Source organism: Arthrobacter crystallopoietes, assembly GCF_002849715.1.
Lineage (GTDB): Bacteria > Actinomycetota > Actinomycetes > Actinomycetales > Micrococcaceae > Crystallibacter > Crystallibacter crystallopoietes.
The window spans coordinates 4,453,283-4,474,744 of record NZ_CP018863.1; the positions used below are offsets into that span (position 1 = coordinate 4,453,283).

22 protein-coding genes are annotated in these 21,462 nt (G+C 63.6%); 12 read left to right on the top strand and 10 right to left on the bottom strand.

The features are described from left to right. Positions 1-3 precede the first annotated feature (3 nt). Genes AC20117_RS23425 through AC20117_RS20455 form a run of 3 tightly spaced genes read right to left on the bottom strand, consistent with a single transcriptional unit; the run spans position 4 to position 759 of the window. The gene (locus AC20117_RS23425) at positions 4-144 is read right to left on the bottom strand and encodes a low molecular weight phosphatase family protein (RefSeq protein WP_158300492.1); all 141 of its coding nucleotides are present in this window, start codon (positions 142-144) and stop codon (positions 4-6) included. Positions 145-159: 15 nt separating this feature from the next. Next, positions 160-330 (bottom strand): low molecular weight phosphatase family protein, encoded by a 171-nt coding sequence (locus AC20117_RS23430; protein WP_158300493.1) that lies wholly within the window; start codon positions 328-330, stop codon positions 160-162. 39 nt (positions 331-369) lie between these two features. Continuing rightward, positions 370-759, bottom strand: coding sequence for a MerR family transcriptional regulator (locus tag AC20117_RS20455; protein WP_074701945.1), 390 nt, complete (start codon positions 757-759; stop codon positions 370-372). A gap of 89 nt (positions 760-848) precedes the next feature. Between AC20117_RS20455 and merA the strand changes: the two genes are divergently transcribed. Together merA and AC20117_RS20465 are read left to right on the top strand one after the other, a co-directional pair. Then, positions 849-2,240 (top strand): mercury(II) reductase, encoded by a 1,392-nt coding sequence (gene merA, locus AC20117_RS20460; protein WP_074701943.1) that lies wholly within the window; start codon positions 849-851, stop codon positions 2,238-2,240. 146 nt (positions 2,241-2,386) lie between these two features. After that, positions 2,387-3,595, top strand: coding sequence for an MFS transporter (locus AC20117_RS20465; RefSeq protein WP_101632659.1), 1,209 nt, complete (start codon positions 2,387-2,389; stop codon positions 3,593-3,595). 105 nt (positions 3,596-3,700) lie between these two features. Here the strand turns inward: AC20117_RS20465 and AC20117_RS20470 are convergent, their stop codons facing one another. From AC20117_RS20470 to AC20117_RS20490, 5 genes are all read right to left on the bottom strand, one after another. Further along, the gene (locus tag AC20117_RS20470) at positions 3,701-4,348 is read right to left on the bottom strand and encodes an arsenate reductase/protein-tyrosine-phosphatase family protein (RefSeq protein ID WP_074701942.1); all 648 of its coding nucleotides are present in this window, start codon (positions 4,346-4,348) and stop codon (positions 3,701-3,703) included. Between the two features lie 82 nt (positions 4,349-4,430). Further along, complete coding sequence (locus AC20117_RS20475; protein WP_074701940.1) at positions 4,431-4,844, bottom strand: arsenate-mycothiol transferase ArsC; 414 nt, start codon at positions 4,842-4,844, stop codon at positions 4,431-4,433. A 73-nt stretch (positions 4,845-4,917) separates the two neighbouring features. Next, positions 4,918-5,892, bottom strand: a complete 975-nt coding sequence (gene trxB, locus AC20117_RS20480) for a thioredoxin-disulfide reductase (protein WP_074701939.1) — start codon at positions 5,890-5,892, stop codon at positions 4,918-4,920. A 28-nt stretch (positions 5,893-5,920) separates the two neighbouring features. Further along, complete coding sequence (locus tag AC20117_RS20485) at positions 5,921-6,340, bottom strand: arsenate reductase ArsC (protein WP_074701937.1); 420 nt, start codon at positions 6,338-6,340, stop codon at positions 5,921-5,923. A gap of 61 nt (positions 6,341-6,401) precedes the next feature. After that, positions 6,402-7,085, bottom strand: a complete 684-nt coding sequence (locus tag AC20117_RS20490; protein WP_074701936.1) for an arsenate reductase/protein-tyrosine-phosphatase family protein — start codon at positions 7,083-7,085, stop codon at positions 6,402-6,404. A gap of 46 nt (positions 7,086-7,131) precedes the next feature. Here AC20117_RS20490 and AC20117_RS20495 point away from each other — a divergent pair, with 46 nt between their 5' ends. Continuing rightward, complete coding sequence (locus tag AC20117_RS20495; RefSeq protein WP_074701934.1) at positions 7,132-7,851, top strand: aquaporin; 720 nt, start codon at positions 7,132-7,134, stop codon at positions 7,849-7,851. Positions 7,852-8,269: 418 nt separating this feature from the next. Next, the gene (locus AC20117_RS20500; protein ID WP_074701933.1) at positions 8,270-8,683 is read left to right on the top strand and encodes a hypothetical protein; all 414 of its coding nucleotides are present in this window, start codon (positions 8,270-8,272) and stop codon (positions 8,681-8,683) included. A 596-nt stretch (positions 8,684-9,279) separates the two neighbouring features. On the opposite strand, the gene AC20117_RS20510 is transcribed toward AC20117_RS20500, so the two are convergent. Then, the gene (locus tag AC20117_RS20510; protein ID WP_074701932.1) at positions 9,280-10,083 is read right to left on the bottom strand and encodes a hypothetical protein; all 804 of its coding nucleotides are present in this window, start codon (positions 10,081-10,083) and stop codon (positions 9,280-9,282) included. Positions 10,084-10,308: 225 nt separating this feature from the next. On the opposite strand from AC20117_RS20510, the gene AC20117_RS20515 reads away from it, so the two are divergent. The 6 genes from AC20117_RS20515 to AC20117_RS20540 all read left to right on the top strand — a co-directional run bounded on the left by AC20117_RS20515 (position 10,309) and on the right by AC20117_RS20540 (position 15,717). Then, positions 10,309-10,755, top strand: a complete 447-nt coding sequence (locus AC20117_RS20515; protein ID WP_074701930.1) for an SRPBCC family protein — start codon at positions 10,309-10,311, stop codon at positions 10,753-10,755. Positions 10,756-11,400: 645 nt separating this feature from the next. Then, on the top strand, positions 11,401-11,616 hold the full coding sequence (locus AC20117_RS20520; protein ID WP_074701929.1) for a heavy-metal-associated domain-containing protein: 216 nt from the start codon (positions 11,401-11,403) through the stop codon (positions 11,614-11,616). Continuing rightward, positions 11,613-12,584, top strand: a complete 972-nt coding sequence (locus tag AC20117_RS20525) for a DUF8832 domain-containing protein (protein WP_074701927.1) — start codon at positions 11,613-11,615, stop codon at positions 12,582-12,584. Before AC20117_RS20520 ends, AC20117_RS20525 begins: the two co-directional genes overlap by 4 nt. 58 nt (positions 12,585-12,642) lie before the next feature. Then, complete coding sequence (locus AC20117_RS20530) at positions 12,643-14,964, top strand: heavy metal translocating P-type ATPase (protein WP_074701926.1); 2,322 nt, start codon at positions 12,643-12,645, stop codon at positions 14,962-14,964. A gap of 27 nt (positions 14,965-14,991) precedes the next feature. After that, positions 14,992-15,231 carry a YHS domain-containing protein gene (locus AC20117_RS20535; protein ID WP_074701924.1) on the top strand — a complete coding sequence of 80 codons (240 nt, stop codon included), beginning with the start codon at positions 14,992-14,994 and terminating at the stop codon, positions 15,229-15,231. Positions 15,232-15,516: 285 nt separating this feature from the next. Further along, on the top strand, positions 15,517-15,717 hold the full coding sequence (locus AC20117_RS20540) for a hypothetical protein (protein WP_074701923.1): 201 nt from the start codon (positions 15,517-15,519) through the stop codon (positions 15,715-15,717). A 1,312-nt stretch (positions 15,718-17,029) separates the two neighbouring features. On the opposite strand, the gene AC20117_RS20545 is transcribed toward AC20117_RS20540, so the two are convergent. Then, complete coding sequence (locus AC20117_RS20545) at positions 17,030-17,737, bottom strand: AfsR/SARP family transcriptional regulator (RefSeq protein WP_158300494.1); 708 nt, start codon at positions 17,735-17,737, stop codon at positions 17,030-17,032. Between the two features lie 267 nt (positions 17,738-18,004). Between AC20117_RS20545 and AC20117_RS20550 the strand changes: the two genes are divergently transcribed. Continuing rightward, on the top strand, positions 18,005-19,408 hold the full coding sequence (locus AC20117_RS20550; RefSeq protein ID WP_236777384.1) for an aspartate kinase: 1,404 nt from the start codon (positions 18,005-18,007) through the stop codon (positions 19,406-19,408). A gap of 27 nt (positions 19,409-19,435) precedes the next feature. Continuing rightward, complete coding sequence (locus AC20117_RS20555; protein ID WP_074701919.1) at positions 19,436-20,818, top strand: aspartate aminotransferase family protein; 1,383 nt, start codon at positions 19,436-19,438, stop codon at positions 20,816-20,818. Positions 20,819-21,462 lie beyond the last annotated feature (644 nt).

Genomic DNA, 21,462 nt, shown 5'->3' on the forward strand with positions numbered 1-21,462 from the left:
ATATTAGGCCGACAGGTCGGCGAGCAATTCCTTGACGCGTTGGTCGAGCTGGTCCCTGATGATTAGTACATCCTGCAGGGTACGGCCTTCGGGGTCCTCGATTTTCCAGTCTTCGTATCGTTTCCCGTTAGATGGAGCAGGCATCGCCGCAACCCATGATCACCACGACGTCTGCGGCACGGACGACGACGTCAGCGGTTTGGGAAACTCGTGCTCCATATTGATGCCAAGGTCGTTCATGACGGCGGCGGCGTTTGGCAGGAGATGTTCGGCGGGCGTGGAGCCGGCCGAACTGACGTTGAAGGCTTCTCCGGCGTGATGTTGGGGCAACTAAGGCCTGAACTGAATGTGCGGCGTAGGCCCTGGTGATCAAATATAACGACAGACTTGATCAGGCCGGCACAATGACGAGTCTGGGGAGCGGCTGGATTCGTGGAGTTTCGCGACTGTTTCGCGGAGCTCCAACAGGTCGCTTATCTGACGATCGAGTTCTTTCAGCCGCTCGGTCAGGAGGGTCTCGACGTGGGCGCAGGGTGAACGCCCTTCATCGCGGAGATGAAGAATTTCAGCGATTTGGGCCAGAGATAATCCCGCGCTCTGGCCCCTGCGGACGAAATCGAGCCTCGAAACCATATCGTCAGAATATTCGCGGTATCCATTCGGGCTCCGGCGAGGCTGCGGAATCAGGCCGGCAGACTCGTAAAACCGCAGTGTTTTCGCCGTTGTCCCGGCGGCAGCGGCCAGTTCGCCAATCCTCACTAACGGTCCTCCGGTCCTTTTCGTTCTTGACCTTCCATCGTACTGGAAGGTTCATGCTGGGGTGGAGGCTGTTCGAAAGGAGCTATCCAATGGAAACGAATTACGAGTTTGACCTGGCCGTGGTGGGTTCCGGCGGGGCGGCGATGGCCGCTGCAATCACTGCCCGGCAGGCGGGCAAGACAGTGGTGCTGATCGAGCGCGGCACCGTGGGCGGCACCTGTGTAAACGTAGGGTGCGTACCGTCCAAAACACTGCTGGCCGCAGCGGGCACGCGCCATGCAGCACTAACCAACCCTTTCCCGGGAGTGCCGACTTCGGCCCAGAAAGCGGATCTGGGCTCACTTGTCAGCCAGAAGGACAAGCTGATCGACCAGCTCCGTGGAGCGAAATATGCCGATGTCGCCAAGGCCTATGGATTCGAAATCCGCAGCGGCGAAGCGTCCTTCTCGGATGCCGAGACCCTTGCGGTCGATGGTAAGGCCGTCTCGGCGCGCTCCTTCATCATTGCAGCCGGCGCGGAACCGGCAGCGCCAAACGTCGCCGGACTCACGGACTTGGATTACCTGACCTCCACCACTGCCATGGAGCTGATCCGGCTGCCAAGGTCTATGGCCATTATCGGCGGAGGCTACGTAGGCGTCGAGCAGGCACAGCTCTTCGCGCACCTGGGAACCAAAGTGACGATCATCGGGCGGATAGCGCCCTCCGCGGAGCCGGAAATGGTCGCCGTCCTGCGCTCGGTGATGGAGCAGGACGGAATCACCATGCTCGAGGAGCATGCAGTCTCCGTCACCTTGAAGGACGGCCGGACGACGGTCTCCACTGCTTCAGGTCGGAACGCCAGCGCGGAAAAACTGCTGGTAGCCACCGGCAGGACCGCCCGAACAAATGGCCTGAACCTGCCGGCAGCAGGGGTCGCCACGGATGAACGGGGATTCATCCTGGTCGATGACAGCCAGCGGACCACCAATCCTCGGGTTTTTGCTGCCGGAGACATTACCGGGGCACCGCAATACGTCTATGTGGCTGCAGCGACCGGAAAGGCGGCAGCCACCAATGCGCTACGGGACAATCTCCGTGTCCCCGCGGGCAGGGTCGATTACGCCGGTTTGCCGGCAGTCATATTCTCCTGCCCCCAACTCGCCACTGCCGGACTGACCGAGGCCGAAGGCCTCGCCGCGGGCTACCGGTGCGAGTGCCGGGTGATGAGCTTCGAGGACGTGCCGCGCGCTCTCGTCAATCAGGACACCCGGGGTGCCATCAAAATGGTCGCCGAGCTTGGCACCGGGAAAGTTATCGGCGTGAGCGCCATCGGAGACCATGCCGGGGAAATCATGCTCCCGGCCACCTACGCGATCAAGGCCGGCATGACCACCCGGCAAATCGCGGATACCTGGGCACCGTACCTGACCATGTCGGAGAGTCTGCGCCTGGTAGCGGGCATCTTTCACAACGAAATGCCAACCTCCTGCTGTGCCTGATACCGCTGCCAAACAACCTTGTCCCCGGCTGAGGAAAATGCCTGCGGGATCTGCTCATATTCGACGATCTGGTCACCGTCAGGCGTTGGCCGCAGTGGACCGAAAGAAGTGGGGCCAGCGACCATGATCCTATTCCAAGCAACCGCATGAAGTCCCGGACCTCGTTCACGTCATTGATGCGGCAGCAACCGTATCGCCGTCTGTGGATTGCGCGGACCGTTTCGCAGTGGGGGGATGCGTTCAACACGGTCGCGCTGGCCTTGCTGGTGTATTCGCTCACCGGTACGGGCCTGGGGGTTTCCGGGGTGGTGATTGCGGAGATCATTCCGGTGTTGTTGCTGGCTTCTTTTGCAGGTCCTTTGGTGGATCGGTTTCCGCGGGTGACAGTGATGATGGCTGCGGACCTTGTGCGGGCTGCTCTCGCATTTTCGCTGCCGTTCATGGCTGGAAGCGTTTTTGCCGTGTACGCTGTGGCTTTCGGTCTGTCTGCCGGCGCAGTGTTCTTTAATCCGGCGTCACAGTCGGTCCTTCCCTCCCTGGTCCGGGAACGGGACCTTGTCGCGGCCAACAGCGGGCTATGGACCGCAGCGGTAGTTTCGCAGATTGTGCTCGCTCCGCTGGCCGGCGTCGTGGTTGCCGCATTCGGCTACGACTGGGCGTTCTGGATCAACGGGGCCAGTTACCTTGCCTCTGCCGCTGTGTTGTTGCGCTTGAATGTCCCTGCCGGCATAGCTCCGGCAGGGCGTTCCTCGTGGTATAGGGAGGCAAGGGAAGGTTTATCAGTCCTTACCGGGCACCGGCTGTTGCGGGCGCTGGCCGGAGCACAGTTCCTCGGCGCGCTCTCAGCGGGAGCCACCGGGGCCCTGCTGGTTGTCCTGGCCCGGGAACATTTGCAGTTGGGCGAGGCGGACTATGGCCTTTTGCTCGGTGCCATTGGGGTTGGTGCTGCGATCGGCCCGCTCATCCTTTCCCGGCTCACGGACAACCCCCGGCAGGCAGGGTTTGTGCTGGGTCCTTTCGTACTGCGCGGAATAGTCGACGCAGCACTCGCAACGGCCGCCGGCCTTGTCCCGGCGATCGCAGCGCTGGTCGCGTACGGACTCGGGACCTCTACCGGAGCAGTCACCTTCAATTCCCTCCTGCAGGCCGAAACCCCTGAACGGCTGCGTGGACGGATATTCGCGACCTTCGACATGCTGTGGCAGTCCGGCCGTCTCATCTCACTCCTTGCCGGCGGCCTCATCGCCGACATCTTCGGCATCCGCGCCGTTTTCTACATTGGTGCCGTGCTGTTGTTTGCAGCAGCCTGGGCAGGCTGGCACGGCCTCAGAAAGGACCGCGCCAACAGGCAGTAGGCCGTCGCTCCGTCGTACCTCCAACAGCAGTTCGCATCCGACTGCCATGCGCCGCTCAGCTCCACGAATCGGCGGCCGCGTATCGGGTAGAGGTACCGCCGTAAGTCAGGCTGGCAGGCCGGCGAACAATTCCTTGACCCGGCGGTCGAGCTGGTCCCTGATGGTGAGCACTTCTTGCAGGGTCCGGCCGTCGGGGTCGTCGATTTTCCAGTCTTCGTATCGCTTCCCAGGGTAGATGGGGCAGGCGTCGCCGCAGCCCATTGTGACCACAACGTCTGCTGCGCGAACGACGTCGTCGGTCAAGGGTTTCGGGAATTCGTGTTCGAGATTGATGCCGAGGTCGTTCATGACGGCGGTGACGTTGGGCACGAGGTGCTCGGCGGGCATGGAGCCGGCCGACCGGACGTTGACGGTTTCTCCGGCGTGATGTTTGAGCAGTGCCGCGGCCATTTGGGACCGGCCTGCGTTCTGCACGCAGACGAACAGTACTTCGGGTTTGCCGCTGGGGCGGGTTCCCTGCGAATGGGCCAGGGCGGTGAGCCGGTCATAGGCGAAGTGCCGGGTAATGGAGGGCAGGTAGGTTTTGATCCGGGCGGTCCGGGCCAGAGCGGTGTAGGACTCGAAGACGTAGCGGTCCACCATTTCAGCGGTGAAGACACCGTCGAACTTGGCGGCGAGCTCCCTGCTGATCCTGCCGAGGACGTGCTCTGCGTGGTTGAGGCCGTTGGCCCGAGTGCCGTGTTCGTTATCCATGCTGTTCTCCTTTAGCTCCGATGGTTGCGCGTGCTGGCCGTGGGCTCGCTTCAGGGTGTCGCTGGGGTGGAAGCCGACCGGTTCAGGTGCCGGTGAGTTCGGCGTGGAGCGCCTTCACCCGTTGGCGGATGTCGTCGCGGACGAGGCGCATCCGTTCGATGCCTTCGATGCCGCGTTCGGAGGGCTCGTCAGTGTCCCAGTTCTCGTAGCGCGTGCCATCTGGCGCCGTGATTTTTGCTTCGCTGCCGAGGGTCACGACGACGTCGGCAGCCTGCAGCGCTTCCTCGGTGACGGCTTTCGGCTTTTCGGCGCTGATGTCGATGCCGAGCTCGGCCAGGGATTCGGCCGAGAGCGCGTTGATGGCATTGCCGGGTTTGGTACCGGCCGATTGCACCTCAATGGTTCCGCGGGCGAGATCGCGCATCAAGCCCGCGGCCATCTGGGACTTGCCGCCGTTTTTCACGCAGATGAACAAGACACGGGGTGTGGCGGGCATTTGCTGCTCCTTCTCTGCAGGGCGCCCCTGGGCCGGCCCCGACGACGGGAACTGACCGCTCCCGGCGGTGTGGTCAGGCATGGGTGCTCTCCTCAACGAGTGCGGTGGCGATGCTGTCGCTGTCTTCCAAGGCCGCGAGGTAGCGTTCGGCGTCCAGCGCCGCGGCGCAGCCAGTGCCCGCGGCGGTGATGGCCTGCCGGTAGCGGTGGTCGACGGCGTCGCCGCAGGCGAAGACGCCCGGGAGGTTGGTCACGGTGGTGGGCGCGTCGACCTTGATGTAGCCCTCCTCGTCCAGGTCGACCTGGCCCTTCACCAGTTCGGTCCGGGGCAGGTGTCCGATGGCGACGAAGATCCCGGTCGCCGCCAGCTCACGTGTAGCCCCGGTGACGGTGTCGGTCAGGGTGACGCCGGTGACCTTAGCATCGCCGTGGATGGCGGTCACGGCGCTGTTGTATTCGAACCGGATTTTGTCGTTGTCGCGGGCCCGCTGGGCCATGATCTTTGAAGCGCGCAGGGTGGCGCGGCGGACGACGACGGTGACGGTCTTGCCGAACCGGGTCAAAAAGAGTGCTTCTTCCATGGCGGAGTCGCCGCCGCCGACGACGATGATGTCCTGGTTGCGGAAGAAGAAGCCGTCGCAGGTGGCGCACCAGGACAGGCCATGGCCGGAAAATTTCTTTTCCTCGGGCAGGCCGAGCTCCTTGTAGGCGGAGCCGGTGGAGAGAATCACTGCCTGGGCTTGGTAGCTCTTGCCGGAGCCGGTGGTCACGCGCTTGGAATGTCCGGCGAGTTCGACCTCGGTGACGTCCTCGTACTCGATGACGGCGCCGAAGTTTTCGGCCTGCTTCTGCAGGCTGGCCATCAGGTCCGGGCCCTGGATGCCCTCCGGGAACCCGGGGAAGTTTTCGACTGCGGTGGTGTTCATCAGCGCGCCGCCGGCGGTGACAGACCCGGCCAGGACAAGGGGTTTCAATCCTGCGCGGGCGGCATAGATGGCAGCGGTGTAGCCGGAGGGGCCGGAGCCGATGATGATGAGCTGTTCAGGCATGGGAGGTTCTCTTTCGCGGGGTGTCGGGTTACTTGGCGGGCAGCAGCTCGGAGATGAGCTTTTCGATACGGCCCTTGATGTCGTCGCGGATCGGCCGGACGGAGTCCACGCCCTTGCCGGCCGGGTCTTCCAGCACCCAGTCCTCGTAGCGTTTGCCCGGGAAATACGGGCATTCGTCGCCGCAGCCCATGGTCACCACAACGTCGGAATCCTTGACGGCCTCGGTGGTCAGGACCTTGGGCAGTTCGGCTGAAATGTCGATCCCGTCCTCGCGCATAGCCTCGACGGCGGCGGGGTTGACCTGCTCTGCGGGCTGGGAGCCGGCGGAACGGACTTCAATGGCGCCCGTGGCCAGGTGGGTGAGGTAGGCGGCAGCCATCTGGGAACGTCCCGCATTGTGGACGCAGACGAAGAGGACGGAGGGCTTCCTGGTGGTTTCGGCGCTCATGATCGTGGTACTCCTTAGAGGGTGGTCTGATGTTGGGGCCGGGGCCGACCCGTCACGGCTTTCAGTTGGTGGAGGCCGCGGCCAGGAGCGGGGCGAAGGTCTCCACCCTGCGGCTGAGCTCCTCGAAGGCCCGGTCGAAGGCCTCGGGAGTGCCCGCGCGGACCGGATCCGGGATCGACCAGTGCAGGTCGGCTCCGAGGCCCGGCTCCTCATGGGCCCTGTCGCACACGGTCACGACCAGGTCGCTGTCACAGCGGACATCGCCGACGCGTTGGGGACGCACGCGCGGCAGAGCCAGGTGGTGACGGCCGGCTGCGGCGACGGCACCGGGGGCGATCTCCGCTGCCGGATGGGTTCCGGCCGAGACGGCCGGCACCTCGCTGGCCTGCCGCCACAGGGCCGCAGCCAGGTGCGAGCGGGCGGAATTGGCCGTACAGACGAACAGGACGCGGGCAGCCGGGCGCGGCGCCCCGGGCTGCAGCACATCCAGTGCACTGCGGATGATCTGCAGATAGGAACGCCGCCGGTCCCCCTCGGACTTGCTGCGCGTTACCAGGCCGGCGCCTTCCAGGACCTTCAGGTGGTGGGTCAGCAGGTTCGAGGGCATGGACAGCAAGCCCGCAAGCTCGGACGGCGACGCGTCACCGACCAGCAGGGTGTCGACGATGCGCAGCCGTGCCGGGTCGGCCAGCGCGGCGTGCAACGCAGCCCGCCGTTCCAGCCCATCAGTTAGTTCAATTTCCATTGAGTCAATATTGACTGAACTATCTCTTTTCTGTCAATTTGGTTCCATGACAACTTCTGAAGCGGCAGTCGTGCCCTCGCTGGCCCGGCGCCTGTTTGCGGAATTCCTGGGCACGGGAATGCTCGTGGCAATCGTAGTCGGGTCGGGCATCGCCGCCCAGCGGCTGTCTCCCTCCGACACCGGACTGCAGCTGCTGGAAAACTCGATCACGACAGCCCTTGGCCTGGCCGTACTCATCGTGGTGCTCGCCCCGGTCTCCGGGGCACATTTCAACCCCGTCGTCTCGCTGGCCGACTGGCACTTCGGGCGGCATCTGCGCCACGGCCCGACTCTGTCGGTTGCGGCCGCTTATATCGGTGCGCAGGTACCGGGCGGCGTTGCCGGCGCCTTGCTGGCGAACCTCATGTTCGACGTTCCGACAGCGATCTCCACGAAGGTGCGCAGCAGCCCCGGGCTGTTTCTGGCAGAAGCCGTAGCCACCGCCGGACTTGTCGCGGTGATCTTCGCCCTTGTCCGCACCGGCCGTCCCGGGCTGGCCGGACCCGCCGTGGGCGCCTACATCGGGGCGGCCTACTGGTTCACCAGTTCAACCTCATTCGCCAATCCCGCTGTCACCGTCGGCCGCGTCTTCAGCGACACTTTCGCCGGCATCGCCCCCGGTTCTGTCCTGCCGTTCGTCCTGGCGCAAATGCTCGGCTGCGCCATCGGGATCGCCGTTGTCGCCGCCCTCTATCCGACGCCGGCCCGGCACGCGGCAACAAAATAGCCCGCACAGGACAGTCTCCACGCGGCAATGGCGAGCCCGATATTTGACGCTAAGGCAACCGATCCTCTTCGCGGAATTCCAAGTCCAGCGTTCTCGAAATTCGTCGAAACCTTGGCGCTCCAGAATTCTTGTTGCGGTGATCGGCCCGCTCCCGTTCGTTTCCTGAAAGGCAATCCCATGTCCAAGCGTTCTGCCGCCACATTTGCCACCTCACAACGGCTTAGACGGGCGCGCTGAGGGACCGGCTATTGGGTCAGGCTAAGCCTTGGCCCCGAAGAGGCGATCCTGCCCCTGAACACTTGCGATAGGTATCTGAGATGCTCTACCTAACGAACCTATGAATAGCAAAGCTGCTGGGAGCTAAGCGGTGCGAATACTCATTGGATCTAGCAGCGCGCAAAGTCTCCATACTGTCGTTGTGACAACAGCCGTCGAAAAGGCTCCGTGGCTGACCGGGATCGCCCTTCTTCCAGAAACTCCCGACGGGATTGCGTTGTCGACCGATGCAGACTTGCTGGGCTCAGCTTCAGTGCGCCTGGCCAGTTTGAGTTTGGTGCAACTCGCCCGCGCATCGGAGTCCTCCCTGGCTGTTCCGATGGGTCCCGTTGGCGAGCAGAAGCACTTTCAAGCTCCCTTGTCGATCAGAGCACGTGAGTTTGCAGGATCTCTGCACGTCGATTTGGAGTTGCCGCGCCAAGCGGCAGGTGACAAGACTGACGAGCCAGCCTCCTGGGAGGAAGTGCCTTCAGGCGCTCATATTCTCTTAGTGGATACCCACATTATGGGCAGGGCAGAGATGCACATCTCTTGCCTGCGTTTTCGTTATGTGTGAGAGCAGTTCAGTGGCTGGCGTTGCGCCCCGGAACGTCTGTCCATTGGAGGATCCCCAAACTGGCCGGAAAGGCCCCAATGACTGCCGGTCGTGCAAAGAATCACGGCATGGATGACCAGGAGCGGCAGACGAAGGAAGAAGTGATGACCCTCGAGGCTCTTGTACAGGCGCTGGATCGGCGGGACTAGGTGTTCCAGGTGATTGAGGATTCAGAGGACATAGACGAAGCAACCGGTCGCGTGGGTCAGCTGTTGGGTGTGGGAGAAGCGAGCAGCCGGGCAGTCCTCGACCTGCAGGCCAGAAGATTCACCCGGGACCAGCGTCATGCCATGGTTTCCCAGACAGAAGAGCTTAGATCAAAGCTGCCCGATGAGCGCTGAGCTGGTTCGATCCGCTCACGGTTGCTCGTCCTGGCCGCGCTCCCCCGGTTTCGGCTCCTTGGCCTCGCGCATCTGATTCACTATGGTTCGGCGATAACCGGCTCGGTATAGCCACCCGCTATGGCAAATATGCCACGGCCTTCCTCGGCGGCGTGCCGCTGACGCAGTCTTGACGTTCCACAGCCACTGCAAATCAACAGACACGACCCAGGCGGTCTACTGCTCGGCGGCGGCCGCGTCCAGCAGCTTGGCGAATCCAAGGTAAAAATGGGAAAGCCCTATTAGGGAACTGTGAAACCGGTACTCGGACAATGCGCCTACTATCGAGTCCTGAAACAAGGCCTCGTGCTCGGCGCGTTTGTTTCCCCAGTGGATGTATTCTCCATAATTGAACAATGAGATCAGCTGAACCGGACTGTCCGCCCGCTTGATCTCGACCAGCTCAGCTGCTGCTCCGCGCGATTCCAACATCTTCGACTGTACGAGATCGTGCAGCGTGAACTGGAGGAGCTTGGCGCGTGCCCGGCTCCATTGTTTGATGTAGTCCATTCTGAGCTGGCTATGACTATCGTGGGCGGACCGTGAGGCCTTGGCCAGGATGTCTTTTGTGGCCTTGAAGCTGGCGGGGTCGTCTGAGTGCATCTGCCGGAACAGAACGGCGAAACCGCGCAAGGCCTCCTTAGGCGGGTTGTCTGTCTCTAGACGCGTCCCCTGGCCTTCTATCCAGGAGACGGTGAGCCCGCCTTTGTGATGCAGCAACGAGTAGGTGGCCAGTTCTTCACAGGCGCTCACGTATCTTCTAATGACCCCCAGCTCGTCACTATTCAGCTTTAGGGGCAGCGGCGGAAACTTATACGGGTCAGGGAGTGCAAAGGCAAATTGGATCTGGCGCCACTGGAACTGGAACGCTGTAGGATCTGCGGCGAGTTCTTCGTAAGGCGCCGTGTAGCGAAGCTGCGCTTCCTGCATGATCCGGAGGTCGTGTTCGTCGCATTCTTCTATCTGCGCAGCATCTGACATGCCGCCATATTAGCCCTCGGTTACACGTTCCAACGTGGGGACGGCAGAAGCCCCGTCTCCAAGAAGGGAAGCGCGGCTTCGGCTTGGCTTTGCCCGCCGACGCAGGCAGAAAAGACCGAGGACCGCGGTTCTGCTGGCCACCACCGGGACTGCTTCATCTTACTGTCCGGGTGTTTTAGGAGTAGGCTGCGTGCCTTGGTTCCAGACCGCCAAAGGAGCAGGGCCGTGGGCGATTCATTGATCATTACCCGGATTTTCAACGCACAGCGGGAACAAGTCTGGAAGGCGTGGACGCTGCCGGAAAATTTCGCTGCCTGGTTCGGCACCGAAGCGGTTGACGTACCGCCGGCTACGGTGACATTGGATGTACGGGCCGGTGGTTCATGGAGCGCCGACATGCACCTGCCGGAGGGTGACACCGTGCACTGGTTCGGTGAGTACACCCAGGTCGATCCCCCACAGCTCCTCGCGTTCACTATGAACGACGATGCGGCGCAGCCACCGTATCCCGAGCCCGTCGTCGTCAATCTCAGGCAGGTCGACGAAGGCACCGAGATGACGCTGACCCAGCCCCGCGGGGACTTTACCGACGAGCAGATGGAACATATGGAGGCCAGCTATCTGGCATTCTTCGAGGCGATGGAGAAGCTGCTCGCCGCGAACCAGCCCTGACCGGTCCTGCTGTTGACGCGAACCCGCCTTAGTTTCGGGCCCCATACTGGCCCGGCGCCGGCCCGCTTCCGAGATGCGCCAGTCTTGCTTGTCCTGCCTGGCCATATCGACGCCGGGGACCGGTGACAACTGCAGTGGAGCCAAGGACGCTCCACCCGATATTGGCATGAGCCGCCCGGGGTTGTCCAAAGATCGTGAGCGGGCAGCACTGCCAAGTACCCCGAAGAGCGGGCTGCACATCAAAGCTACGCAGGCAAGGCCGCTTCGTCCCAACCCTGGCTGACTGGACGAGCCGGAACAGGCCGCGAAGTATGCCCTGAGGAACTCCGCCGCCGAACCTTTGAACTCACGGCATTTGTTCGCGCACACGCGTTGCCTTGGCCAGGACCGAGATAATTCTCTACCCAATTCCACATACTGGCTCTCCATTCCACGCATATCTGCTTGGCTTCGTTCCTGCGCACCGGCTTGCACAGGTTCCGCATGCCATCAACACGTCTTTCTGCCTACTGATGGAGCCCTTCGTTCAAATGTCCGGAGCCAGAAAGTCAACGGGCACCTTGACTCTGATACCCAGAGGGGGTATATCTATACCAGAGCCATTACCCCCTAGGGGTATCAATAAGAAAAGAAGAGGGAGAGATCATGTCAGCCACTACTGAGTTCGAAGTAACGGGAATGACTTGCGGACACTGCGAGCTGTCCGTTCGCGAAGAGGTCCAGGAGATTCCCGGTGTCGAGACCGTCGAAGTAAGCGCGAAGACTGGAAAACTCGTCGTCGGCAGCGAAGGGCCTGTCGATGCGGCGGCTGTCATTGCGGCGGTTGAAGAAGCCGGTTACCAGGCGGTGAAGCAGCAGTGAATACCGCCGGCCGGCTGGGCGCTTACGGTGCGGTTCTGGCCGTGGTGTTCGCCGGAGCCTTCGCTTCCGCGGGCGCCCTCGCGCCGGCGGAGATGGCCAGCCGCTGGACCCAGTCGGCAGGGCAGGACCACGAAACAGCACCCGAAGGAGAAGAAATGAAGCAGGCGACGACCCCCAGCGGCGGCCACTCCGCCCAACCCGTGCGGGGTGTAACCGCCGAACAGGGCGGATACATTCTGCAACAGGTATCCGCACCTGCAGCCACCGGAGAACAGGGAAAACTTTCCTTCACAGTCACCGCACCCGATGGCCAGCCGGTCACAAGATTTGAGGCCTCCCACGAGAAGGATCTGCATCTGATCGTGGTGCGCTCCGACGGAACACATTTCCGCCACGTCCATCCCGTGATGGACGATGCGGGGCGCTGGTCCCTGCCGTGGCAATGGGAAACGGCCGGAACCTACCGGGTCTACGCCGACATTGTTCCCGCAGCAACCGGAGAACCGTTGACGCTGACCCGCACCGTGCATGTTGCCGGCTCCTTCGAACCGGCCGAAGCCGTGACGGTCTCCACCCAGGACGAAGTCGACGGCTACGACGTGGCCCTGGAAGGAAACATGATTGCCGGAGGCGCGTCCGCCCTGACGATCAGCGTCACCCGTGACGGACAACCTGTGACTACTCTCGAACCCTATCTGGGCGCCTACGGGCACCTGGTCGCACTTCGGGTGGGTGACCTGGCATATCTGCACGTCCACCCCGAAGGCGACAGCTCCATTGAAGGGCAAACCTCCGGGCCAACGGTTGAATTCGCTGTATCGGCGCCGAGCCCGGGGCCCTATTACCTCTACTTCGACTTCCAGGTCGACGGCCAAGTCCACACAGCCGGGTTCGTCGTCGACACCAGTGCATCTTCCGGCACCGCCACCGACGACGGCACTGCCGTCAACGGACACAGCGGCCACTGACCCGGCGTACGGTACGGCACGCATGTCGGAACCGGCTTCGAACAGAAAGAAGGAACCAATGTCTGCATCCCCGGCCCAGCCGGATGCCCCCGGCACCAGTGTCGAGCTCGAGATTGGCGGGATGACCTGCGCCTCGTGCGCCAACCGGATTGAGCGCAAGCTCAACAAACTCGACGGCGTAAGCGCCACCGTGAACTATGCGACCGAAAAGGCGCGGATCACCGTGCCGGCAGGCTATGACCCGCAGGCCCTGATCCAGGAAGTCGAGGAGACCGGCTACACCGCCGCGCTCCCGGCCGCCCGGCAGGAGCAAGCCGCACAGACCGGCGCGGAGCAGCCGGACACTGAACTGGTCTCGCTGCGGCACCGGCTGACCGGCAGCATCATCCTCTCGGTGCCGGTGATCCTGCTGGCCATGCTCCCGGCCCTGCAGTTCACCTACTGGCAGTGGGCCTCGCTGGCCCTGGCGGCCCCGGTCGTCGTCTGGGCGGCCTGGCCCTTCCACAAAGCCGCCTGGACGAACCTGCGGCACGGCACCGCCACAATGGACACCCTCGTTTCCCTCGGCACCATCGCCGCCCTGCTCTGGTCGCTCTACGCCCTGTTCCTGGGTACCGCCGGCATCCCCGGCATGACCCACGGCTTCGAGTTCTCCATCGCCCCGAGCGACGGCGCGGCCAACATCTACCTTGAGGTCGCCGCCGGTGTCACCATGTTCATCCTCGCCGGACGCTACTTCGAGAAACGCTCCAAACGGCAGGCCGGCGCCGCCCTGCGCGCCCTGCTCGAACTCGGAGCCAAGGACGTCGCCGTTATCCGTATCGGCACCGAGACGAGGATCCCCGTCGAGGAGCTGAGCGTGGGCGACGAATTCATCGTCCGGCCCGGCGAAAAGATCGCCACCGACGGCGTCATCGTCAACGGCCGGAGCGCCGTCGACCAGTCCATGCTCACCGGCGAATCCGTCCCGGTCGAGGTCGCCGACGGCGACCCGGTCGTCGGTGCCGCCGTCAACGTCGGCGGACGCCTCGTGGCCCGCGCCACCAGGATCGGCTCCGACACCCAGCTGGCACAGATGGCCCGGCTCGTCGAGGACGCCCAATCGGGCAAGGCCGAAGTGCAGCGCCTCGCGGACCGCGTCTCCGGCATCTTCGTCCCGATCGTGATCGCCATCGCCGTCGCGGCCCTCGGAGCCTGGATCGGCGCCGGCTTCCCGCTCGAAGCGGCCTTCACCGCCGCCGTGGCCGTACTCATCATCGCCTGCCCCTGCGCCCTGGGCCTGGCCACCCCGACCGCGCTGCTCGTCGGTACCGGACGCGGCGCGCAGCTGGGAATCCTGATCAAAGGCCCTGAGGTCCTTGAATCCACCCGCAAAATCGACACTGTCGTGCTGGACAAGACCGGCACCGTCACCACCGGCAAAATGACGCTGCTGGGCATCCACGCGGCATCCGGTACCGACAGTGACGAACTGCTGCGCCTCGCCGGCGCAGTCGAAGACTCCTCCGAGCATCCGATCGCCCAGGCCATCGCCAAGGGCGCCGCCGAACGCACCGGACAGCTCCCGGTCCCCGAGTCCTTCAAGAACATCGAAGGCAAAGGAGTGCAGGGCATCGTCGACGGACACCTCGTCCTGGTCGGACGCACCTCCCTGATGGCCGACTGGTCCCTGCCCATCGACGCGGACCTCGCCGCCGCAAAGGCCTACGCCGAATCGGCCGGGCAGACCGCCGTGGTCGTGGCCTGGGACGGCGCGGTACGAGGCGTCCTGACCGTGGCCGACGCAGTTAAACCCACCAGCGCCGAAGCCATCCGGCAGCTGAAGGACCTGGGCCTGACCCCGGTACTGCTGACCGGCGACAACCAGGCCGTGGCCGAACAGATCGCCGCGCAGGTCGGAATCGGGCAGGTCATCGCCGAAGTCCTGCCCCAGGACAAAGTCGACGTGGTCGCCCGGCTCCAGAAAGAGGGCAAGGTCGTGGCCATGGTCGGCGACGGCGTCAACGATGCCCCCGCCCTGGCCCAGGCCGACCTCGGACTCGCCATGGGCACCGGCACCGACGCGGCCATCGAGGCAGCCGACCTGACCCTGGTCCGCGGAGACCTGCGCGCGGCCGCCGATGCCATCCGCCTGTCCCGCAAGACCCTCGGCACGATCAAGACCAACCTGTTCTGGGCCTTCGCCTACAACGTCGCCGCGATCCCGCTGGCGGCGCTGGGACTGCTGAACCCGATGCTCGCCGGAGCCGCCATGGCGTTCTCCAGCGTCTTCGTCGTCGGCAACAGCCTGCGCCTGCGCTCCTTCAAGAGCAAGGCAACAACCCGGCAGCCGACACCGGCCGCCCCGCGCACTCCCGCGCATGAATCAATCAACGCCTGAACCACCCACCGAAAGGAAACAAACACCATGGGAAGCTGCTGCAGCTCGAAGACCAGGACTGAGGACCTGACCCTCACCGCCCGTCCCGAACAGACCGATGACGCGATCGCCCGGTGCCCGGTCATGGCCGGCACCCCGGTCGTCAAGGCCGACGCCGAAGCCAAGGGATTGTTCCGCGACTACAACGGCCAGCGGTACTGGTTCTGCTGCGCCGGCTGCGGCCCGGCCTTCGACGCCGACCCCGCCCGCTACGCCGCAACCGCCTGACAACCCTCCCGTCTGTGCCCCGGGCTCCGGCCAGGAGCGCAGACGGTAGAGAAACAGTAAGACCGGAAGCCACTATGGACTCAGCAACCGCCCGGCGACGCTGCCCACGGCTTATCTTCGACAAGGCCGCTACGCGCCCGATGCGGCGCATCGACGGGCAGGTCCGCGGCGTGGCACCACAAAAGGCCTGCAGCGAAGCTAAGGATGCTGATGGTTCAGGCGGGCAGGAGCGGTTAGCCTGGCCTTCACTTACTGCAAATCACCCTTTATGGCCGGGAGGAACCAGTGGATGATGAAGCATCAAATAAGGTCAGCCTTGCGGCTGCCGATATGGAGTCCGCGCAGTACGAGCTGGACCACGCCCGGTACGATCTGAGGGATCAGCTCTTGGCCGGGTTGGGACGGGGCGTCCCCTTAACGGACCTGGCCAGGGACACGGGGATGAGCACCCACCAAGTAGAGGCCATCATCCGGCTGCCGGACTGACCCGTCCTAATGACGCCTACAGGAAGCCATAACGATCTGCTCTAGACCAGCAGCGCGAGCCGTAGCGCCCGCCGTCCGGGAAGGACAGCAAGCCCTCCAGGGAGTGCCTGAGGACTTCGGGCGGGCTCACTTCCCAGCAGAGGAAAGAGAGCGATGACGCCGGTACCTGGCTGCATGTGCCGTTTGAACGGCAAGATGGCAGCCGGACTGCGAGGAGGGGCGTGGAGGAGGTTTTCCGGTCACATGCTACGCCCTCGACTCCGCCGCCAGGTTCGCAAGCTCACGCTACGTCTTCAGCGTAGCATGTGCGGTCAAACGATTATCCAATTGTTACACCGGGAGGGCGGGTTCCGGCGCACCCCCGGTGCACCCGCGATCGCCGCCTGGGAACGGTAAAACCGCAGGTCAGAGGCATATTCGCCCGGTTTGCGCCACTTTTCCACCCCGCGCACCGGGAAACAACGACTCCATAGAGGCAGGAGTAACAACCCCCATACGAAGACAACGGGACGGCTGTTACGGCCCGCATATGTGTAGGCAGGTGAAAACAGGTGGCCCGGGTGGCCTATACATACATATCTCTCTTAACTCATGAGAGAGGGTTGTATATAGGGGCCTTTTGCGCCCCGGCCCGGCCCGATTTCCGCACCACCCGCCGGTGGCACCAAGGTGGCCCGGGTGCACACCGGCACGCCGGCCCCTCAACACCCAGGAACACAGCCACAACCCGCCCTGCCCCTCCCCCGCTGCTGGTCCGCGGGGAGCAACCTCAACCAGGGTTTGCTCATCCGGGGAGCATGCCCCTGGCACCGAACGACTACAGGGCCAGCTGTAATGAGCGCTACCCAGACCGGGATGGGTGACAGACTCCGGCGAATGAACGGCACCCCAAGCTGAAGTCAGCTGGCGCAAGGGCCCATGCCAGGTCTCCCGATACGGGCAGTCACAGCATTATCAGGGCAAAAGCCCGGCACGCCCCTCAGGGGGCCCAGAACGCCCCCAATACCCATTTATGCCATTTGGTGGACCCTCATGCCCCTAAAGGCGCGCAGAAGGCCCTTCAGGGGCGTCCTAGGCCTATGTATCACGGAGAGGTCTGGTTCGAAACAGTTAACCGCTCTCCGCACTCCTAAAATGAGCCGGTCTCGCGGATCAAGCAGGCCGTTAGACCCGGGAGCAGCGGTCAGCGCCGGCTCACTGATGTGGCTGGCCCGCCTTTCGGACCACTACCACCGCTCTCTGGGTGCGCGCAGCCGGCGTCAGAAACTATCCGCATCAGCTGCTGCGACCGGAATGCTGTTCCCCGTCCGCTTCAGTCCACCAGGAGCGAGCTAACCAAGTCAGCAGTGAAGGGTGAAGGGTCAACCCCGAACTCCTGGCGTAGCCTGATCCGAAAAGACAGGTAGGCGCGCAGTGCTTCCGCCTGGTTTCCCTCGGCCAGGTAACACTGGAGCAACAGCCGTTGCGCGCTTTCGCGAAGCGGGTCAATAGTCGTGGCGGCACGGGCCGCTTCCACCGCCAGGTCGATCTTTCCCTGCACCAGGAATTGCCTGGCTAGCCGTTCGAGCACGGAGAGCCGCCAACGCTGCCAACGATCCTGTTCCGATATGACCCAGTCTTCATGCCAGCCAGGCAGCAGTTCAGCCTCAAGGACGGAATAGAGCACGCTCTGCGGGAGGTCCGGACCGGTCTGTTCTTCCACATCGGACGCCTGTGCCCTGATGTCCCGGATGTCAATCCGGGCCCGCTCAGCCAGATCCAAGGAATCCCGCGTCGGCACCAGGAGCTTCGGCAGATCCCGGTTCACCACGAAGACACTCTCCCGCAGATTGCCGAACGCCTGATGTTCCGGACGGTCCGGCCAAAGTAAACCGGCCAGAAACGTCCGGGGTTGCCTGCCGTACAACGCCAGCGCCGCGATAAGGCGCTGCTGGCGCAGGGCCACTGTGGCCGATTGGTCGCCGCGCCGCAGCTGCCACCCGCCCAACAGCCGCAATTTCCAAATACGATCGGTAGCCATAGCCGCAGTGTCCCCCCACAGTCCCACTCCAAAAAGAGCCAGCCGGACCGTCCGGCCGCAGCTCCCCTCGCGGGCCCCACCGCTTGGAACCTTCAGCATCGCCAAAGCGCCATTCCCTGTCAATGAGTGATGCAAGCGCATTCAGGAAAGCCCAAGGTTCAAGAAAAATCCAAGCTTTCTTGGAACTTATCCGATTTCGTGACGGCGCAGTAACAAACGGATAACAGCGGTTGCAGTCAACTGATGCTGTCAGCAAAGGGAGGCATCATGGACCGACAATCGGCCCACGGTGGGGGGATGCTGGGTCTCACCTCAACACCGCGACGGCAAATCAGCCCACTTAGGGCTTCAAGACCCCTTGAGTCATCCGATCTCGTCGTTCAGAAATTCGGAGGTTCATCCATCGCCGATGCAGACGGCATTAAACGCGCCGCACAGCGCATTCTGGAAACCCGGGCAGCCGGGCACAACGTTGTGGTGGTGCTGTCGGCCATGGGAGACACCACAGACGACCTGCTGGACCTCGCGGCCACCGTCTCACCGTCACCGGCCCCGCGCGACCTCGATTTCCTGCTTACCACCGGCGAATGCATCTCCATTGCTTTGCTGGGTATGGCCTTGGCCAATCTGGACGTTCCGTCGCAACTGTTCACCGGTCACCGTGCCGGCCTCAAGACCGACGACGTTCATGGCAAGGCGCATATTGTCGATGTAGATCCGCGGGAGCTGCGCACCGTCCTGGCCCGCGGCGAAATTCCCATTGTGGCAGGCTTCCAGGGGACGGGTGTGGGGTCGAAGGAAATCACAACCTTGGGCCGCGGCGGTTCCGACATTACCGCCATCGCTCTTGCCGCCGCCTTGGGTGCCGGTATCTGCGAAATCTACACGGACGTCGCCGGCGTCTACAGCGCCGACCCCCGCGTGGTGCCGACTGCCCGGAAACTGGAGGCCATTACCAGCGCCGAAATGCTGGAACTCGCCGCCTGTGGCGCCAAGGTACTCCAAGCACGATGTGTGGAGTATGCCCGCCGTTTCGGCGTCCTCCTGCACGTCCGCTCGTCCTTTACCCACTTGAACGGAACGCTGGTGGTCCCGGACGGGGGCCGCGTCGGCTCAGGGCCGGGGGCCTTCACCGAGCGCCCGGTGATTTCCGCCGTCGGCTTTGAAAATAGCACTGCCAGTATCCGGGTCGAGTCGGTTCCGGACGTTCCGGGCAAGGCCGCCCAGGTCTTCGCTGCCCTGTCCACCGTTGGTTCCGTTGCCGACATGGTGGGCCAGAGCGTCTCTGCCGTTGCCGGCTACAAGGACATGGTCCTGGCGCTTCCGGCGACGGAGGCGGCGGCGGCCTGCCAGGCCCTCCAGGCGGCGCGGCAGACGATCGGCTTCAGCACCCTGCACTGCGATGAGCACATGGGCAAGCTTTCCCTCACCGGCGCCGGCATGCGTCTGGACCCTGAGGTGTCCTACCGCTTCTTCAGGGCGCTCACGGATGCAGATATACCCATCAACCTGATTTCCACCTCGGACTTCACCTTGAGCGTGCTGACCCGCGCCGACCTCCTCGACACTGCCGTGGCGGCCGTCCGCCGGACATTCGGTTGGGAGCCCGCTACCGCACCGGTGACCGTCCTTGTCCCCGCACCACCTGCCGTTGTTCAACTTGCCCAGTGAAACCCTGGCCCTGCAATTGGAGCAATCATGACTCTGCAAATGGAACCTGTAAATTACACCCGCCCCTATGTTTCGGGCCCGTTGCCCGGGCCGAAATCGGCCGAACTGCTCTCCCGGCAGGAAAAGCGCGAGTCGAATGCACGCGCCTATCCCCGGCACCTGCCGATCGCGATCGCCGACGCCGCAGGATCATTTGTCCGTGACCTGGACGGGAACGTCTTCATCGATTTCCTTGCCGGTGCCGGCGTCCTCTCGCTCGGCCACAACCACCCGGAGCTCGTCGAGATCGCCAGAAGGCAACTGGGTACCTTGGCCCACGGACTGGATTTTCCCACGCCGGTCAAGGACGCCTTTATCGAAGCACAGCTGTCCATGCTTCCGCTCGGCATGCGTGAGCGCATGAAGATGCACTTCTGCGGACCGACAGGGGCCAATGCCGTCGACGCAGCGATCAAGCTGTGCAAGACAGCGACCGGACGCTCCGAAATCATCTCCTTCCAAGGCGGTTTCCACGGCAGCAGCGCCGCCGCCATGGCCCTGACCGGCCTCGTCGAGCAAAAGCGGCCGGTAGCCAACGGCATGCCCGGAGTGCACTTCTTCCCCTACTCCTACTGCTCGCGGTGCCCGGTGAACCTGAGCCCCGAGACCTGTGCCATCAACTGCATCGGCTACCTGGAGAACTCCCTCCATGACGGCAACGGCGGCATCCCGCTTCCGGCTGCGGTCATCGTGGAAATGGTTCAGGGCGAAGGCGGAGTGATCCCGGCCCGGCTCGAGTTCGTCCAGCGGCTGCGGCAACTGACGCGACAGCTGGAGATCCCGCTCATCGTCGACGAGGTACAGACCGGCTGCGGCAGGACCGGGACCTGGTTCGCTTTCGAGCAGTACGGGATCGAACCGGACGTCATCGTCGCTTCGAAAGCGCTGAGCGGCATCGGTACCCCGGTTGCCCTGATCATGTACGACGCTTCACTTGATACCTGGGCACCCGCAGCCCACACCGGGACCTTCCGCGGCAACCAGTTGGCATTCGCCACCGGAGCAGAAGCCGTCCACATCGTCCAGCGCGACAGGGTGCTGGACAACGTCTGCGAACGCGGGGAGCAGGTAGCCGGCCTGCTTGCACCGCTGGAGTCGCTGCCGTGGGTACGCGAGATCCGCGGCCGTGGACTGATGTGGGGCATCGAGCTGCAGGACCCGTCAACCGGTATGCCAGCCGGCGACTTGGCCCTCTCCGTCCAGGAACAGGTGCTTCGCCTCGGACTGATCCTCGAAACCGGCGGGCGGAACGGTTGCGTAGTCCGCATGCTGCCGCCGCTGAACGTGACAGCCGATGTGATCGAGTCTGCCTGCCGGATCCTGGTCAATGCGATCGAAGCGCTGATGCCCCGGACGCAGGAGGCAGAATGAGCGCCCCACCGAGCGACATAGCCGGCCGCCGCGCAGCTGTCCCTCTTCAATGACCCGATCCCCGTTGGATCGCTGGCCGACCCGCTTGACGGGACCGGTCCACGACCCGCCTTGGACGTCAACGCCGTCCAAGGCGGAGGTGATGGCAAAGGCCGGCGCGGGTCGAAGCTTCGAGCATTACCGATCCCAAAGCTTCCCACGGTCTGCGGCAGGAACCTGGGCGGGTTGTGGCTGTGTTCCTGGGTGTTGAGGGGCCGGCGTGCCGGTGTGCACCCGGGCCACCTTGGTGCCACCGGCGGGTGGTGCAGAAATCGGGCCGGGCCGGGGCGCAAAAGGCCCCTATATACAACCCTCTCTCATGAGTTAAGAGAGATATGTATGTATAGGCCACCCGGGCCACCTGTTTTCACCTGCCTACACATATGCGGGCCGTAACAGCCGTCCCGTTGTCTTCGTATGGGGGTTGTTACTCCTGCCTCTATGGAGTCGTTGTTTCCCGGTGCGCGGGGTGGAAAAGTGGCGCAAACCGGGCGAATATGCCTCTGACCTGCGGTTTTACCGTTCCCAGGCGGCGATCGCGGGTGCACCGGGGGTGCGCCGGAACCCGCCCTCCCGGTGTAACAATTGGATAATCGTTTGACCGC

What these genes read in the sequence shown, in the direction of transcription:
- AC20117_RS20485 (WP_074701937.1), bottom strand. Translation starts at nt 6,340, where the DNA reads ATGAGCGCCGAAACCACCAGGAAGCCCTCCGTCCTCTTCGTCTGCGTC.
- AC20117_RS20510 (WP_074701932.1), bottom strand. Translation starts at nt 10,083, where the DNA reads ATGTCAGATGCTGCGCAGATAGAAGAATGCGACGAACACGACCTCCGG.
- AC20117_RS20535 (WP_074701924.1), top strand. Translation starts at nt 14,992, where the DNA reads ATGGGAAGCTGCTGCAGCTCGAAGACCAGGACTGAGGACCTGACCCTC.
- AC20117_RS20470 (WP_074701942.1), bottom strand. Translation starts at nt 4,348, where the DNA reads ATGGATAACGAACACGGCACTCGGGCCAACGGCCTCAACCACGCAGAG.
- trxB (WP_074701939.1), bottom strand. Translation starts at nt 5,892, where the DNA reads ATGCCTGAACAGCTCATCATCATCGGCTCCGGCCCCTCCGGCTACACC.
- AC20117_RS20555 (WP_074701919.1), top strand. Translation starts at nt 19,436, where the DNA reads ATGACTCTGCAAATGGAACCTGTAAATTACACCCGCCCCTATGTTTCG.
- AC20117_RS20550 (WP_236777384.1), top strand. Translation starts at nt 18,005, where the DNA reads ATGGACCGACAATCGGCCCACGGTGGGGGGATGCTGGGTCTCACCTCA.
- AC20117_RS20475 (WP_074701940.1), bottom strand. Translation starts at nt 4,844, where the DNA reads ATGCCCGCCACACCCCGTGTCTTGTTCATCTGCGTGAAAAACGGCGGC.
- AC20117_RS20495 (WP_074701934.1), top strand. Translation starts at nt 7,132, where the DNA reads ATGACAACTTCTGAAGCGGCAGTCGTGCCCTCGCTGGCCCGGCGCCTG.
- AC20117_RS20530 (WP_074701926.1), top strand. Translation starts at nt 12,643, where the DNA reads ATGTCTGCATCCCCGGCCCAGCCGGATGCCCCCGGCACCAGTGTCGAG.
- AC20117_RS23425 (WP_158300492.1), bottom strand. Translation starts at nt 144, where the DNA reads ATGCCTGCTCCATCTAACGGGAAACGATACGAAGACTGGAAAATCGAG.
- AC20117_RS20465 (WP_101632659.1), top strand. Translation starts at nt 2,387, where the DNA reads ATGAAGTCCCGGACCTCGTTCACGTCATTGATGCGGCAGCAACCGTAT.
- merA (WP_074701943.1), top strand. Translation starts at nt 849, where the DNA reads ATGGAAACGAATTACGAGTTTGACCTGGCCGTGGTGGGTTCCGGCGGG.
- AC20117_RS20520 (WP_074701929.1), top strand. Translation starts at nt 11,401, where the DNA reads ATGTCAGCCACTACTGAGTTCGAAGTAACGGGAATGACTTGCGGACAC.
- AC20117_RS20545 (WP_158300494.1), bottom strand. Translation starts at nt 17,737, where the DNA reads ATGGCTACCGATCGTATTTGGAAATTGCGGCTGTTGGGCGGGTGGCAG.
- AC20117_RS20490 (WP_074701936.1), bottom strand. Translation starts at nt 7,085, where the DNA reads ATGGAAATTGAACTAACTGATGGGCTGGAACGGCGGGCTGCGTTGCAC.